Origin of the sequence: Nocardia higoensis NBRC 100133, from assembly GCF_000308595.1 — a bacterium.
Taxonomy (GTDB): Bacteria; Actinomycetota; Actinomycetes; order Mycobacteriales; family Mycobacteriaceae; genus Nocardia; species Nocardia higoensis.
This window is the reverse complement of sequence record NZ_BAGA01000044.1, coordinates 18,673-32,811: the sequence shown is the minus strand read 5'-3', so window position 1 is coordinate 32,811 and position 14,139 is coordinate 18,673. Positions and strand designations below refer to the sequence as shown.

At 71.3% G+C, this 14,139-nt stretch carries 18 protein-coding genes; 4 read left to right on the top strand and 14 right to left on the bottom strand.

Annotation, left to right across the window (positions count from 1 at the left end; translation table 11 throughout):
- Positions 1-121: 121 nt before the first annotated feature.
- From ON26_RS05240 to ON26_RS05225, 4 genes are all read right to left on the bottom strand, one after another.
- Positions 122-538: an AMP-binding protein gene (locus tag ON26_RS05240; protein ID WP_051026707.1), complete on the bottom strand. Its 417-nt coding sequence runs from the start codon at positions 536-538 to the stop codon at positions 122-124.
- 149 nt (positions 539-687) lie between these two features.
- Positions 688-1,893 carry an FAD-dependent oxidoreductase gene (locus ON26_RS05235; RefSeq protein ID WP_040794828.1) on the bottom strand — a complete coding sequence of 402 codons (1,206 nt, stop codon included), beginning with the start codon at positions 1,891-1,893 and terminating at the stop codon, positions 688-690.
- Between the two features lie 175 nt (positions 1,894-2,068).
- A complete protein-coding gene (locus tag ON26_RS05230) occupies positions 2,069-2,698 on the bottom strand; it encodes a PadR family transcriptional regulator (RefSeq protein ID WP_306307239.1) in 630 nt (209 codons plus the stop codon).
- A gap of 108 nt (positions 2,699-2,806) precedes the next feature.
- Entirely contained in the window at positions 2,807-3,439 is a 633-nt protein-coding gene (locus tag ON26_RS05225; protein WP_040794827.1) for a TetR/AcrR family transcriptional regulator, read from the bottom strand.
- Between the two features lie 111 nt (positions 3,440-3,550).
- Here ON26_RS05225 and ON26_RS05220 point away from each other — a divergent pair, with 111 nt between their 5' ends.
- From ON26_RS05220 to ON26_RS05210, 3 genes are all read left to right on the top strand, one after another.
- A complete protein-coding gene (locus ON26_RS05220) occupies positions 3,551-4,426 on the top strand; it encodes an oxidoreductase (protein ID WP_040794826.1) in 876 nt (291 codons plus the stop codon).
- Positions 4,427-4,488: 62 nt separating this feature from the next.
- Entirely contained in the window at positions 4,489-5,019 is a 531-nt protein-coding gene (locus ON26_RS05215; RefSeq protein WP_051026713.1) for a transcriptional regulator, read from the top strand.
- An 80-nt stretch (positions 5,020-5,099) separates the two neighbouring features.
- Positions 5,100-5,399, top strand: coding sequence for a DUF3817 domain-containing protein (locus ON26_RS05210; RefSeq protein ID WP_245545733.1), 300 nt, complete (start codon positions 5,100-5,102; stop codon positions 5,397-5,399).
- A gap of 49 nt (positions 5,400-5,448) precedes the next feature.
- On the opposite strand, the gene rdgB is transcribed toward ON26_RS05210, so the two are convergent.
- The 10 genes from rdgB to clpS form a co-directional block, all read right to left on the bottom strand.
- Positions 5,449-6,057, bottom strand: a complete 609-nt coding sequence (rdgB, locus tag ON26_RS05205; RefSeq protein ID WP_040794823.1) for an RdgB/HAM1 family non-canonical purine NTP pyrophosphatase — start codon at positions 6,055-6,057, stop codon at positions 5,449-5,451.
- Positions 6,057-6,833, bottom strand: a complete 777-nt coding sequence (rph, locus tag ON26_RS05200) for a ribonuclease PH (RefSeq protein ID WP_040794822.1) — start codon at positions 6,831-6,833, stop codon at positions 6,057-6,059. The genes rdgB and rph overlap by 1 nt, the downstream gene beginning before the upstream one ends.
- A 46-nt stretch (positions 6,834-6,879) precedes the next feature.
- A complete protein-coding gene (locus ON26_RS05195; RefSeq protein ID WP_083883742.1) occupies positions 6,880-7,644 on the bottom strand; it encodes a cyclic nucleotide-degrading phosphodiesterase in 765 nt (254 codons plus the stop codon).
- Between the two features lie 192 nt (positions 7,645-7,836).
- Positions 7,837-8,535, bottom strand: a complete 699-nt coding sequence (locus tag ON26_RS05190) for a rhomboid family intramembrane serine protease (RefSeq protein ID WP_083883741.1) — start codon at positions 8,533-8,535, stop codon at positions 7,837-7,839.
- An 88-nt stretch (positions 8,536-8,623) separates the two neighbouring features.
- On the bottom strand, positions 8,624-9,586 hold the full coding sequence (locus ON26_RS05185; protein ID WP_040794820.1) for a PLP-dependent cysteine synthase family protein: 963 nt from the start codon (positions 9,584-9,586) through the stop codon (positions 8,624-8,626).
- A gap of 6 nt (positions 9,587-9,592) precedes the next feature.
- Complete coding sequence (locus ON26_RS05180; protein WP_040794852.1) at positions 9,593-9,880, bottom strand: MoaD/ThiS family protein; 288 nt, start codon at positions 9,878-9,880, stop codon at positions 9,593-9,595.
- A 68-nt stretch (positions 9,881-9,948) separates the two neighbouring features.
- Entirely contained in the window at positions 9,949-10,371 is a 423-nt protein-coding gene (locus ON26_RS05175; RefSeq protein ID WP_040794819.1) for a M67 family metallopeptidase, read from the bottom strand.
- 216 nt (positions 10,372-10,587) lie between these two features.
- Positions 10,588-11,646: a P1 family peptidase gene (locus tag ON26_RS05170; RefSeq protein WP_040794851.1), complete on the bottom strand. Its 1,059-nt coding sequence runs from the start codon at positions 11,644-11,646 to the stop codon at positions 10,588-10,590.
- Between the two features lie 52 nt (positions 11,647-11,698).
- Positions 11,699-12,268, bottom strand: coding sequence for an oxidative stress transcriptional regulator AosR (gene aosR / locus ON26_RS05165; RefSeq protein ID WP_040794850.1), 570 nt, complete (start codon positions 12,266-12,268; stop codon positions 11,699-11,701).
- 95 nt (positions 12,269-12,363) lie between these two features.
- Positions 12,364-12,714, bottom strand: a complete 351-nt coding sequence (gene clpS, locus ON26_RS05160) for an ATP-dependent Clp protease adapter ClpS (protein WP_040794818.1) — start codon at positions 12,712-12,714, stop codon at positions 12,364-12,366.
- 100 nt (positions 12,715-12,814) lie between these two features.
- Between clpS and ON26_RS05155 the strand changes: the two genes are divergently transcribed.
- The gene (locus ON26_RS05155; RefSeq protein ID WP_040794817.1) at positions 12,815-14,128 is read left to right on the top strand and encodes a nicotinate phosphoribosyltransferase; all 1,314 of its coding nucleotides are present in this window, start codon (positions 12,815-12,817) and stop codon (positions 14,126-14,128) included.
- Positions 14,129-14,139: the final 11 nt, after the last annotated feature.

Sequence of the window (14,139 nt, the reverse complement as noted above, 5' to 3'; positions counted from 1 at the left end):
GACTCCCGGCGGGTCGATCGACCAGCATGCGTGGAGAGGTTCCGCTGGAATTCTATCGTCGGGCGGCGCGCTGCCAGCTCGAAACGCGCATGTCCGCCGCGTGGGCGGGCGCGCCCCGGCCTCAGGAAGCCGAGCGCAGCCCGCCCAGCTCGGCGTCGGTGAGCGGGGCGTCCGAGCCGGTCAGGTACCGCAGCAGGGTGGAGCGGTCGTCGAGCACCAGCCACGGGATCGCCTCGCCGAGCGCGCCGCGCGCGTCCTCGGTGGTGACGCCGAAGGCGGGCGCGGGCACCTCGGTGCCCGCGGGCACAGCGGTGGCTTCGATCTTGGCGATCGCGGTGCGGGTCACCAAGTCCTCGATCAGCGGCTCGACGGCCACCGCGACCACCACACCGGGGCCGGCTCCCATACCGAGCAGCACCCGCGCCAGCCGATTGGACCAGCTGTCGAGTTCACGGTGGGTGAGCGCGCCCTCGGGGGTGGAGACGGCGATCGCGGCGTCGGAACGGAAGGTGCGGATGCGGGTGGCGGTGGTCTGCATGAGGGACTCCTGACGAGTCGGTGGGGCGGTTTCGAGGTGTGTCTCAACTCTGTCGCCCGGCAGCCCCCGCCGACAGGAACCCCAGTGCTGCCCCGCTCTCCTCCGAGGGTGAGCGTTTGCCCACCCTCGGTGGACGCCACACGAGCCGGTCAGCCTCCGACGAGCTCCCGCTGGACCGGCGCCGCCCAGTCGATGCGGTAGCCGCGCTCGGCGGCGGTGCGCTCGTCGGGCTTCATGACGGTTCGCGCCATCACCGGCATCAGCAGGTTCATCACCGCCCGGCCCACCGGACCGGGCGCCTTGGTGCGGTTGATCCTGGCCGCGCGAGCGGCGATGACCTCGACCCGCGGGCGTCGCAGGCGCTCGTAGGCGGTGAACGCCGAGACCGGATCGGGCAGGTCGCGCAGGCAGCGGGCGAGCTGCACGGCGCTCTCCACCGCCAGCGAGGCGCCCTGGCCGGAACTGTTGGACGGTGCGTGCACGGCGTCGCCGACCAGCACCATGCGATCGCGGAACCAGTGCGGCACCGGCGGCATGATGTGCAGGCCACCGACGATCTCGAGCTGGTCCGGCCGGGTCCGGCGGGTCAGTTCGCCGCCCGGCGTGTCCGCGCCGTAGGTCTCGCGCAGGATCTCGAGCCAGCGCTCGGCGGGCACCTGCCTGGCCTGCGACAGCGTCAGGTACCGCTGGTGCGGCAGGTTCGCGCCCCAGCCGACCCGGCCGTCGCGGTCGGCCCAGTACAGGTAGTAGGCGCGTTTGCCGTAGGCGAAGACCATCGTCTCGGGCGGGGCCGGGACCTCGCACTCGACGGTCGCGCCGAAACCGAGCAGACCGGTGTAGTCCGGGCCGGGAGCGGCGGGATCGATGAGAGTGCGCACGGCGGAACGGATTCCGTCGGCGCCGACGAGAATGTCGGCGGTCGCGGTGGAGCCGTCGGCGAACCGGGCGGTGACGCCGTCGGCGTGCTCGTCCACCCCGACGAGCCGCTTGCCGTAGTGGACCGGCACTCCCGCGGCGACGGCGCGCTCGTGCAACACCGTGTGCAGTGCGGCGCGGTCGACCACCTGCAGGGGCGGCTCGCCCTCGGCCACGGGCAGGCGATGTGCGCGGCCGCCGACCGCGAGCATCATGGCCGAGACCGGGACGGCGATCTCGCGCACCGGATCTCCGGCATCGAGCAGGTCGAGGGCGGCCAGGCCGTTCGGTGCGAGCGCGAGGCCGCTGCCGATGCCGTGCGAGGGGCCGGGATAGGCCTCGTAGACGCGGGCGTCGATACCCGCCTTCAGCAGAGCGGTGGCGACGACGGGGCCGGCGATGCCGCCACCGGCGACGAGCGCGGAACGTATTGCGGACATGGAGATACCTCCGAATGGGTTCGGTCGGGAAACGGCGAACCGCCGCGCCTGCCCCACCCAGAGCTATTCTGTGGTTGCCAACCTCGTGGCCGGGTGTGCGATCGCGTGCGCGGTTCGAGTCGGTTATCCGCCTCCCGGCGGCGGTGTTGCCGCACCACCGCCGGGAGCGGGTTCATCACTGGTGCCCTGGGTCGGTCGTGCCCCCTTCCATGGATTCGTGGACCGTGCGCCACAGCGCGAGATCGGGGAAGGTGCCCTCGACGAGTTCGGCGCGCCAGCCGCGCGCCCAGGCCGCCTCGGCCTCCAGCATCGCCAGCCCGTATTCGCTCTCGATGACGAACAGACGCGGCAGCGTGCCGGCCAGCTCGGCGAGTTCGGCGCGCACGCCCGCGATGGCGGCCTCCAGCGCGGCGATCCGGGTGGCGAGCAGGTCGACCACCTGTTCCGGCGAGAGCATCCCCGCCACCGACAGCCCCGCGGTGAACGCGGTGCGTTCCGGACGTGGTTGCGCCAGTAGTTCTTTCGTCCAGTCGATCATCTCGGCGCGGCCCGCGTCGGTGATCCGATAGATCACGCGCTCGGGCCGCGCGCCCTGGCGCTCGCTGCCGATCTCCTCGAGGAATCCGGCCTTGGTCATGTTCCGCACGACGGTGTAGAGCGAGCCCCATTTGATGTCCATGTCGCGGTCCTTGCCGCGCTCGCGCAGGGTGGACGCGATCTCGTAGCGGTGCATGGGCCGCTCGGCGATCACCGACAGGACGGCCAGCGCCAGCAGATTGTCGACCTTGCGTTTGGTGGGCAACACGCGCCTCCTACTCGCGGACAAATATACGCCGGCGAGTATTCGGCGGCAAGCAACAACCGTCGACCTCCGGCGCATGAGCGCCCGGGCCCGGTTCCCGGACAGGCGGGATCAGGGAGTTTCGATGAGCGACGCCGCCAGCGGCACGAGCAGTTCCACCAGGTCGGCGATCGGCGGGCGCGGATCCGAGAGCAGCCACTCGCCGGTGAGACCGTTGATCGCGCCGATCAGCGCCGTCGCGGCCAGCCCCGGCCCGCCCCGAACCCGGCCGCCGGCGACGATTTTCGGCACCACGCCGGACTCGAGCACGACGCCCCAGCGCTGCCTGCGCTGCCTGCGATGCCGCTCCATCCGCGCACTGACGCCGACCACCTCGACGAAGGCCAGCTTGGCCCGCCACGGATCGGCCCCGATGGCGCCGAGATAGGCGGTGAGCAGCGCGGTCATCGCGGCACGTGGATCCGCGTCGGGCCCGATCGCCACGAGCGCGGCGACGACGGCCTCCGCGGCGTCGTCCTGCACCCGGTCGTAAGCCGCGAGCAGCACGTCTTCCCTGGTCTGGAACTCCTCGTAGAATTGCCGCTTGGACAGCCCGGCCGCGGCGCACACCTCGGCCAGGGAACAGTCGGCGTAGCCGCGCTCGGCGAACAACCGGGTGGCTGCGTCCAGGAAGCGGGTGCGCCGTTCGGCTCTGCGCTCGGCCACCGCCCGCCCGCCGTACTGCCTGCCCACCGAGATCGTCACCAGGCAACGGTAGCGAAGACGCCCCGGCGGCCTCCCGGTTTCGGCGGCCCCCATCTCGAGGGGCGAGCCATTCCGCTTCCCCGCGAACTTACCTCACAGTAAGGTCCTCTCATGGCGTGGAACCCGAAGCAGATTCCCGATCAGAGCGGCCGGACGTTCGTGATCACCGGCGCGAACGGCGGCCTGGGGGCCGAGACGACCCGAGCGCTGGCGGCCAAAGGCGCGACGGTCGTGATGGCCTGCCGCAATGTCGCCAAGGCCGAGCCGGTCGCCGCCTCGATTCCCGGCGACGTCCGCGTGCTGCCGTTGGATTTGGCGGACCTGGCCTCGGTGCGCGCGTTCGCCGAGAGCAGCGGAGAGTTCGATGTGCTGGTGAACAACGCGGGCCTGATGTACATCCCGTTCACCCGCACCGTGGACGGCTTCGAAACCCAGTTCGGCGTCAACCACCTCGGCCACTTCGCCCTCACCGGCCTGCTGCTCGACCGTATTCGCGACCGGGTCGTCACGCTGTCGAGCATCGCGCACCGCCAGACCCCGAAGCTGCGCATCGACGACCTCAACTACGAGAACCGCCGCTACTTCCGCAATCTCGCCTACTCGCAGTCCAAGCTGGCCAACCTGATGTTCGCGCGGGAACTCCAGCGCCGTCTCGCCGCGGCGGATTCGAAGGTGCGCTCCTACGCGGTGCATCCCGGCGTCTCGGCCACCGAACTGTTCGCCCGCACCGAGACCCCGCTGGATCACGTTCTGCGCCCGGCCATGCGGATCGTGGGCCACTCCCCCGCCAAGGCCGCGCACTCGACGCTGTTCGCCGCGACGATGCCCGACGCCGACCCCGATATCTACTGGGGACCCAACCGGCTGTTCGGCAGCCAGGGCCCGGTGGTCCCGTGCCCGTCGACCAAACTGTCCAAGAACCGGGAACTGCAACTCGCGCTGTGGACCGAATCCGAGCGCATGACCGGCGTCACCTACCGGTTCTGAGCCCCGATTCCGGCACCGACCTGCTCCTACGCACCACGTAGTAGACAGGTACCGTGGTAGGCGTGTCCGTTCCTCCGTCCCGCTCCGCCTACAACCGGCCCGCCCTGATCGCGCTGGTCGTCGTAGCGTTCGCGGCCTGCCTGGCACTGGCCTGGTGGCAGTGGGAGCGGTACGAATCGGCCGCGGGGACCGCGCAGAATCTCGGCTACGCCCTGCAGTGGCCGCTGTTCGCCGGCTTCGTGGTGTTCGCCTATATCCGGTTCGTCCGGCTCGAGCGCGACGCCGGCGAGCGCGAGGCGGGAGCGGAAGCGGCCGAGCCGGGCGTCACGGCGGCGGAGGTCACGCAGCCGGACGCCGCCGAGCCCGCGCGCCCGGCCGAGCCGGGCGCGGCGAAGGCGCGCCGTCGTCGCAAGCAGGAGCTGCCGCGCGAGATCCCGGCCGGCATCCTGCCCGAGCGGCCCAAGGCGGCCCGCTCGACCGACCCGGCGCTGACCGAATACAACCGATACCTGGCACAACTGCATGCCGCCCACGTCGAGAAAGCGGTCCGCACCGATCTCGGCGCGGGCACGAGCGAGAGGAGCGCTGGGTGAACGCCGGCGACAACGAGACCGTCTCCGTCGAGAAACCGGCGACCCCGGCCGCCACGGCGGACCCGGCCAAGCGCGCCAAGATCAAGGGCGCGCTGCTGCGCTACCGGGTCCTCGCCTGGTTCACCGGTCTGTGGCTGCTGCTGCTCGTCGGTGAGATGATCGCCAAGTACGGGTTCGACGCGAACCCGCCGACCTGGATCGCGATCGTGCACGGCTGGGTGTACTTCGTCTACCTGATCCTCACCACCGACCTCGCGCAGAAGGTCCGCTGGCCGATCGGGCGCACCGTCGGCACGCTGCTGGCGGGCACCATCCCGCTGCTGTCGTTCTTCGTCGAGCACAAGAACGCGACGCAGGTCAAACGCGACTTCGGCGTCTGATACCCACCCGGCACCACCGCGCTCGCTCGCCCCATCGGCGCCGCGGGGCTCAGTCCGCGAGCGCCGCCAGGGCGGGCAGCAATTGCCGCAGGGCCCGCCCCCGGTGCGAGGCCGCATCCTTCTCGGCGGGGGTGAGCTGCGCGGCCGAGCCGGTACCGCCCTCGGGCAGGAACAGCGGGTCGTAGCCGAAACCTCCCTCGCCCGACGGCTTCCGGCCGATCGTGCCCGGCCACTCGCCGCGCACCACGATCTCCTCCCCGCCGGGCACGACCAGCGCGCAGGTGGACACGAAGCGCGCGCCGCGCCGCTCGTCGGGGACATCGCCCAACTGGGCCAGCAGCAGCGCGTTGTTGGCCGCGTCGTCACCGTGGGCGCCCGACCACCGGGCCGACAGCACGCCGGGCATGCCGTTGAGCGCGTCCACCTCGAGGCCGGAATCGTCGGCGACACAGGGCAATCCGGTGGCGGCGGCGCCGTCGCGCGCCTTGGCCAGCGCGTTCTCCTCGAAGGTCGCGCCGGTCTCGGGCGCCTCGTCGTAGGCGGGCACGTCGTCGAGTCCGACGATCTCCACGCCCGCCACCCCCGCGTCGGCGAGGATACGGCGCAGTTCGGCCAGCTTCTTGGCATTGCGGCTGGCGACCAGGACGCGCGCGCTCATCACTTCTTCTTCGACGACGGCTCGACGGGCTCGGGCAGGGTGCCCGGGTACGGCAGCGCCAGCGCCTCTTTCTGCACGACGAACAACCGCTCGCAGCCGGCCAGCGCCGAGTCGAGCATCTTGTCGAGGGTGGAGCGGGGGAAGGTGGCGCCCTCGCCGGTGCCCTGGATCTCCACCAGGGTCCCGGTGTCGGTGGCCACGACGTTCATATCCACCTCGGCCCGCGAGTCCTCCTCGTAGGGCAGGTCGAGGCGGACCCGGCCGTCCACCACGCCGACGCTCACCGCGGCGATGGCGCACGAGATCGGCTGCGGGTCGGCCAGCGCGCCCCGGGCGCCCAGCCAGGTGATCGCGTCCGAGAGCGCGACATAGGCGCCGGTGATGGCGGCGGTCCTGGTGCCGCCGTCGGCCTGCAGCACATCGCAGTCGATGGCGATGGTGTTCTCGCCGATCGCGGCCAGGTCGATGCAGGCGCGCAGCGAGCGCCCGACCAGCCTGCTGATCTCCTGGGTGCGGCCGCCGATCTTGCCCTTCACCGATTCCCGGCCCGAGCGGGTGTGGGTGGCGGCGGGCAACATCGCGTATTCGGCGGTGAGCCAGCCCAACCCGGAGTCGCGCCGCCACGGCGGCACCCCCTCGGTCACGCTGGCCGTGCACATCACTCTGGTCTGCCCGAACTCCACCAGCACCGAACCCGCGGGGTGGGTGGTGAATCCCCGGGTGATCCGGACCTCGCGGAGCTCATCGTCCGCCCTGCCATCGGCTCGTCTCGACACGGGGCCAGCCTAGACGACGGCGTCCGCCCGAAGACCGGGTGTCCGCTCAGATCTCGAAGCTCTCGCCCGGGGCCACCGCGTGCACCGGACCGGTGAACTCGGCCTTGGCTTCGGCGATCACGTCCTCGCGGGAGGTCCACGGCGGGATGTGGGTGAGCAGCAGTTCCTTGACCCCGGCACGCGCGGCGATCTGCCCGGCCTCGGTGCCGGAGAGATGGATGCCGGGCGGGCGGTTGGCCGGATCGTGGGTCCAGGAGGCCTCGGCCATCAGCACGTCCGCGCCCTGGGCCAGTTCCTGCACCGCATCGCACATGGCGGTGTCGCCGGTGTAGACGAAGGTGCGCCCGGCGTTGGTGACGATCCGCAGCCCGTAGGACTCCGGCGGATGGAACATCCGGCGCGCGGTGACGATGTGGCCGGGACCGAACTCGACGGCCTCGCCTTCCTGCCAGGCCCGATGGTCGATCACATCGGACCAGTCGTCGCATTCGCCGCCGACCTCGGCCGAGGCGTTGCCGATGCGCAGCGGCGCGTCGGAGGGGCCGCGCACGATGGCGCGCCCGACCGGCGGAGTGGGATGGTAGCGACGCCACACCAGCAGACCGGGCAGGTCCAGACAGTGGTCGGCGTGCAGGTGGGTCAGGAAGATGTCGGCTTCACCCGGATCGACGTGGCGCTGGAGCGCGCCGAGCACGCCCGGTCCGAAATCGATGACGACCGGCTTCATATCCGGACCGGTCAGCAGGTACCCCGACGCTGGGGAGTCCGGGCCGGACACGCTGCCCGAGCACCCGAGGACGGTAAGGCGCATGCCCTCATGCTGCCACGACGAAACACCGCTCACGAAACGATCCCCCGAATTCTCCGGCGGCCCACCCGTGCGCGGAGTGGTGCTGCGGGCTCCCGCTCGAAACTGCCACGAACTTCGTCGTCCATCTCCCGAGGGTACCCAGCCGGGGCGGCCGCCATGCGCGGGCGGCGAATCCCGCTGTCGCGCAACGGCTCAGAATCGGGCGGGCGGCGGGGTGCGCTGCGCGACGGCGCGTTGCCGGGTGTGCGGCGCCCAGGCCGCGACCACGCCGCCGATGGCGCCGAAAAGATGTCCCTGCCAAGAGATCCCGTCCTGGCCGGGCAGCACGCCCCACAGCAGCGAGCCGTAGAAGACGAGCACCACCAGCCCGAGCACGATCTGCCAGGCGTTGCGCGCGAACCAGCCGCGCAGGATCAGGAAGGTGAGCCAGCCGAAGACCAGCGCGGAGGCGCCGATGTGGACGGTGCCCTCGGCGCCGGTCAGCCAGGTGCCCACACCCGCGACCACCCAGATGATCGCGGTCGCCACCAGACCACGCCCGATGCCGGCGGCCAGTACGAGGAAGCCGAGCACGAGCACCGGCACGGTATTGCTGATCAGGTGGTTCCACCCGTGGTGCAGCAGCGGCGCCCAGAGGATGCCCCACAGCCCGTCGGCTTCGCGCGGCTGGATGCCCGCCTGGTCGTAGTCGCGGGCGTCGAGGGCGTCGATGCCCTCGATCGCCCAGAGCATGAGCACGAAGCCGGAGATCAGCGCGCCGGCCTGCAGCCACAGCCGGCGTACCGCCGTGAAACCGGAGGCGGGCGCCCGGTCCGGTCCCGGCTGTCCGGGACGCGGCGGCGCGAATCGCTGCGGATCGAACGACGGGCCGAGGCCCGAACCTCCGGACATGGCCGACCTCCTGGCGCACGGCGACTCTCGATTCCTGCCTCGAGCCTACCGAAGCCACGACCGGCGACGGGGTCGTCGCGGCCGGGGTTCAGGCCCAGAGCTGGCCCTCGAGCCTGCCCTCGGCTTCTTCCAGGGTGCCGTCGTAGGCGCCGGTCGACAGGTACTTCCACCCCGCGTCGGCCACCACGAAGGCGATATCGGCGCGCTTGCCCGCCTTCAGCGCCTTGCGTCCCACGCCGAGCGCGGCGTGCAGGATCGCCCCGGTGGAGATGCCCGCGAAGATCCCCTCCTCGGCGACGAGTTCGCGGGTGCGCTTGACCGCGTCGTAGGGACCGACGGAGAACCGCGAACTCAGTACGGTCTCGTCGTAGAGCTCGGGAATGAACCCCTCGTCGATGTTGCGCAGGCCGTAGACCAGTTCGCCGTAGCGCGGCTCGGCCGCCACGATCTCGATGCCGGGCACCTTCTCGCGCAGGAACCGACCGGTGCCCATGAGCGTGCCGGTGGTGCCGAGCCCGGCCACGAAATGGGTGATCTCCGGCAGGTCGGCGAGCAGTTCGGGGCCGGTGGTGTCGTAGTGCGCCTGGGCGTTGGCCGGGTTGCCGTACTGGTAGAGCATGACCCAGTCGGGGTTCTCCGCGGCGATCCGTTTGGCCACCGCCACCGCCTCGTTCGACCCGCCCGCCGCGGGCGAATCGATGATGCGCGCGCCGTACATGGTGAGCAGCTGACGCCGTTCCACCGAGGTGTTCTCGGGCATCACGCAAACCAGTTGGTAACCCTTGAGTTTCGCGGCCATCGCCAGCGAGATCCCGGTGTTGCCGCTGGTCGGTTCGAGGATGGTGCACCCGGGGCGCAGCGTGCCGTCGGCCTCGGCCTGCTCGATCATGCGCAGGGCGGGCCGGTCCTTGATGGAGCCGGTGGGGTTGCGGTCCTCCAGCTTGGCCCACAGCCGCACGTGCTGTTCGCCCTCCCACTGCGGGGAGAGCGTGCGCAGGCCGACCAGCGGAGTGTTGCCGAGCGTCGCGATCAGCGATTCGTAGCGCGCCACGTCGGATCAGCGATCGGTCGGTGCGCCGCCCGCGACCGCGGGCAGGATGGTGACGCTCGCGCCCTCGGGCACCTCGGCCTCGAGTCCCCCGGCGAAGCGGACGTCCTCGTCGTCGACATAGATGTTGACGAAGCGGTTCAGCTTGCCGTCCTTGAGCAGCCGCTCCGCCAGCCCGGGATGGTTGGCGTCGAGGTCGGCGATGAGCGCGGAGAGGGTGTCCCCCTCGGCCTGCACCCGCTTCTCGCCGCCGGTGAGGCCGCGCATGATGGTCGGGATGGACACGGTTACCGACATGAACACTCCTGATGTCGCTCGATCGGGGCTGAATTTCTGCTCGGGCCGCGCAGGCGCCCGGTGGGCGCTCAGACGGTGTCGTAGGCGTCGACGACGCGGACCGGTTCCTCGGTGACGACGCCGTCGAGTATCCGGTAGCTGCGCAGTTCGTGCTCCTCGGGATCACGGGTCGAGATGAGCACGTAGTGCGCGTTCGGCTCGGACGCGTAGGCGATGTCGGTGCGGCTCGGGTACGCCTCGGTGGCGGTGTGCGAGTGGTAGATGACGACCGGCTCCTCGTCGGCGTCGTCCATCGCCCGCCAGACCTTCAGCTGCTCACCGGAGTCGAAGCGGTAGAAGGTGGGCGAGCGCTCGGCATTGGTCATGGCGACGAAGCGCTCGGGGCGGTCGGAGCCCTCCGGTCCGGCGATGATGCCGCAGGCCTCGTCCGGGTGGTCGGCGCGGGCATGGGCCACCATCGCTTCCACCAGCTCGGATGTGATCACCAGCACCTGTCTCACGCCTTCCGCACGCCTGCCCGGGTCTCTGCCGTCAACCAGCCAGGATAGGTGCGTATTCCCGGTGGGCGGCCCGGTGCCGGACCCCGGTGTCGCGATCGGCCGCGTGGTGGCGACCGCGCACCCGCGGCGTCGGGCCACCGAGCGCTCGCGGCACGGCGACGTCGCGGCTCACAGCCCGGTGACGGTGCGGAGCCCGCCGCCGCAGGGTCAGAACGGGAAGAGATCGCGGTAGGCAGGGATGCCCGCGACCGCGGTCGCGCTGAGTACGGCGTCCACGACGGCGCGTTCCACGCACACCGCGGCGGCCGTGCAGAGGGCGTCGAGCACGAGCAGCTCGGGCGGGAAGGCGGCGGGCAACGGGACGACCGGAAGCGGCACCGCGCCCGTCGCGACGGCGAAGAGGGTGTCGCCGTCGAGCGGGGAGTGCGCGGGCCGGATCGCGCGGGCGAGCCCGTCGTGCGCGGTGGTGGCGAGCCGGCGGCAGGCGGTGGTGCCGAGTGCGGCGTCGGTGGCGACCACGCCGATGGTGGTATTGAGGACGGTGCCCTTGACCGGCAGCGCGTTGGCCTCGGCCAGCCGTTCCGGAGAGGGCGGGCGCAGACCGAACCACCCCGGGCCGTCGGTGCCCACACCCCAGGGCAGTCCGGTGCGCGGATCGAACACCGAGCCCACCGGGTTGGCCACGATCAGAGCCGACACCGTCATGCCCGCGGCGAGACCGTCGCCGAGCACCACACTCGCCGTGCCGATACCGCCCTTGATCGAACCCGCCCGCGCGCCGACGCCTGCGCCCACCGAGCCGCGGGCGAAATCGGCGGCGGCGTCCCCGGCGGCCCGGTAACCGAACTCCGCGGTCGGCCGGATGTGCCAATCCCCCACGGGCAGATCGAAGATCACCGCGCCCGGCACGATGGGCACCACCCGGCTCGGATCGGCCGGGTCCATCGGGATGCCCTCGCCGTTCTCCTCGAGCAGGCGCATCACCCCGTCGGCCGCGGCGAGTCCGTAGGCGCTGCCGCCGGTGAGCAGCAGCGCGTCCACCCGCGTGACGGTGTTGGCCGGGTCGAGCAGGTCGGTCTCCCTGGTGCCGGGGCCGCCGCCGCGCACGTCCACCGCCGCGACCGCGCCGCCGGGGATACGCACCACCGTGCAGCCGGTGGCCGCGCCGGAGCCGAGCGCGGCGTCGGAATCGAGCACATGGTGGTGGCCGACCAGCAGGCCGGCCACATCGGTGAGGGCGTCACGAGCGCCGGTTCCGGCCGTCAACGAGTCCTCCTCGATTCGCACGGATCGACACCGCGCTAGCGGGGCTGCGCGGTCAGTGGGCCAGCGCCTGCAGCAGGCTGTCCTGCATCCAGGTCAGCCAGTGGTAGACGTCCAGGTGCGGCGCGCGCGGATCGTCCGGATCGAATTGCTCGGGAGTGTCGGCGTCGATGCCGAGGACCGTGCCGAGGGCCAGCCGGACGTCGGTGAGCGCGCTGAGCCAGGCGTCGGCCTGTTCCGGGGTCAGCACGATCTTGCCGCCGTGCACGGGCACGGTCTCGAGCACGACCGAACCCGCGGCCAGTTTGCTGTCGATGATCTCCGGCTCGTGCAGGGCGCGCAACGCGCTGTTGAGCCCGGCGCGATCGGCATCCGGTGAACCCGGCTCGGGTCGATGGAACTCGGGCAGCAGCCTGGCCAGGCGCGGATCGTCGGGGGGCGTGCTGTTGCCGGTGCGCATACCGGTGAGCGCGCTGAGTTCGTCCTCGGGGGCCGACTGCGCCCGTTCGGTGAGCAGACCGGCGACCGCGCCCACCAGCGAACGCAGCACTTCGGCCTCGTGCGGGTCCATTTCGGCGCGCAGCTTGAGCCCGCCCAGCGAGTTCTTCCTGGTCCACTTACGCACGGTCGTCCGTCCCATCACGCACCAGCGTCAGGGTAGTCGCAATCGCGGTCCTTCTCCGCAACCCCGATCGCCGCGCAGCTCGAGCGTCGCCGACCTCAATCGTCGCGCTGCATGGTGGCCCACAGTCCGGCGGCGTGCAGCCTGCGGACATCGTGTTCCATCTTGTCGCGGGAACCGCTGGAGACGACGGCCTTGCCCTCGTTGTGCACCTGCAGCATCAGCTCGGTCGCCTTGGCCTTGCTGTAGCCGAACAGCTTCTGGAAGATATAGGTCACGTAGTGCATCAGATTGACCGGATCGTCCCAGACCACGGTCACCCACGGACGATCCTCGGCCTCCAGGATCTCGGTGTATTCCACCGCCTCCGGGGTCGCCTGCGCCGCTTGCAGGGTTGCCTGTGCCGCTGACAGGGTTGCCGGCGCCGGGTACGAATTGCACAAGCCCATGCCGTCAAGGGTACGACTCGCCGGACGAACCTCAACACCCCGCTCGCCGTGCCCGAGCGCGACCGGGACCGTTCCGCGGCCCGCTGTCTACAGTGACGGAGTGTATTCCCGTGACCAGGCCGCGAGCACCGCGCTGCTGACCGATCAGTACGAACTCACGATGCTCGCCGCGGCGCTCACCGACGGTTCGGCGCAGCGCCGATGCGGGTTCGAGGTGTTCGCGCGGCGGCTGCCGCACGGCCGGCGCTACGGCGTGGTCGCCGGCACGGGCAGGCTGCTCGACGCTCTGCGGCAGTTCCGCTTCGGCGAGGAAGAGCTCGCCGTGGTCGCGCCGGTGCTCGACGAACGGACCCTGAACTGGCTGCGCGACTACCGCTTCACCGGCGACATCGACGGCTACGCCGAGGGCGAGCTGTATTTCCCCGGCTCGCCGATCCTGTCGGTGCGCGGCAGCTTCGCTGAATGCGTCCTGCTGGAGACGCTGATCCTGTCGATCATCAACCACGACAGCGCGATCGCCTCCGCCGCGGCCAGGATGGTCTCGGCCGCGAGCGGCAGGCGGATGATCGAGATGGGTTCGCGGCGCACGCACGAGTGGGCCGCGCCGTCGGCCGCGCGCGCGGCCTACCTGGCCGGCTTCGACGCCACCTCGAACCTGGAGGCGGTGCGCCGGTACGGCGTGCCGGGCGCCGGGACCAGCGCGCACGCCTTCACCCTGCTGCACAGCGGGCCCGACGGCGCGCACGAGGCGGCGGCCTTCCGCGGTCAGATCGCCACGCTCGGGGTGGGCACGACCCTGCTGGTGGACACCTTCGACATCACCGAGGGCGTGGCCACCGCGATCCGGGTGGCCGGTCCGGAATTGGGCGGCGTGCGCATCGACTCGGGCGATCTCGGCGTGCTGGCCGGGCAGGTGCGCGCCCAGCTCGACGCGCTCGGCGCGCACAACACCCGCATCGTGGTCTCCGGCGATCTGGACGAATACGCGATCGCGGCACTGCGGGCCGAACCGGTCGACAGCTACGGCGTGGGAACCTCCCTGGTGACCGGCTCCGGCGCGCCGACCGCGGGCATGGTCTACAAGCTCGTCGAAGTCGAGGGTGTGCCGGTCGTCAAGCGCAGCAGTCACAAGGAATCGCGCGGCGGGATCAAGCGGGCGCTGCGACTGGCGAAGGAGTCGGGGACGATCGTCGAGGAGCTGGTCTACCCCGCTTGCGCCGAGGCGCCCTCGGGCGGCGAGTTCCGGGCGCGCGAACTGCTCGTCCCACTGGTGCGCGGCGGCGACGCCGTGCCCGGGCTGCCGACGCTGGAGGACAGCCGCGAGCTGGTCCGGCGCGGCCTGGTGAGCCTGCCGTGGGAGGGACTCAAACTCTCCGAGGGCGAGCCCGCCATCCCGACGACCTTCGTCGGCTGAGCCCCCGGCTC

Coding starts and splice junctions, on each gene's coding strand:
- ON26_RS05240 (WP_051026707.1), bottom strand. CDS start 538: ATGCAGACCACCGCCACCCGCATCCGCACCTTCCGTTCCGACGCCGCG.
- ON26_RS05235 (WP_040794828.1), bottom strand. CDS start 1,893: ATGTCCGCAATACGTTCCGCGCTCGTCGCCGGTGGCGGCATCGCCGGC.
- ON26_RS05220 (WP_040794826.1), top strand. CDS start 3,551: ATGGCGTGGAACCCGAAGCAGATTCCCGATCAGAGCGGCCGGACGTTC.
- rdgB (WP_040794823.1), bottom strand. CDS start 6,057: ATGAGCGCGCGCGTCCTGGTCGCCAGCCGCAATGCCAAGAAGCTGGCC.
- ON26_RS05195 (WP_083883742.1), bottom strand. CDS start 7,644: ATGCGCCTTACCGTCCTCGGGTGCTCGGGCAGCGTGTCCGGCCCGGAC.
- ON26_RS05190 (WP_083883741.1), bottom strand. CDS start 8,535: ATGTCCGGAGGTTCGGGCCTCGGCCCGTCGTTCGATCCGCAGCGATTC.
- ON26_RS05180 (WP_040794852.1), bottom strand. CDS start 9,880: ATGTCGGTAACCGTGTCCATCCCGACCATCATGCGCGGCCTCACCGGC.
- clpS (WP_040794818.1), bottom strand. CDS start 12,714: ATGGGCTTGTGCAATTCGTACCCGGCGCCGGCAACCCTGTCAGCGGCA.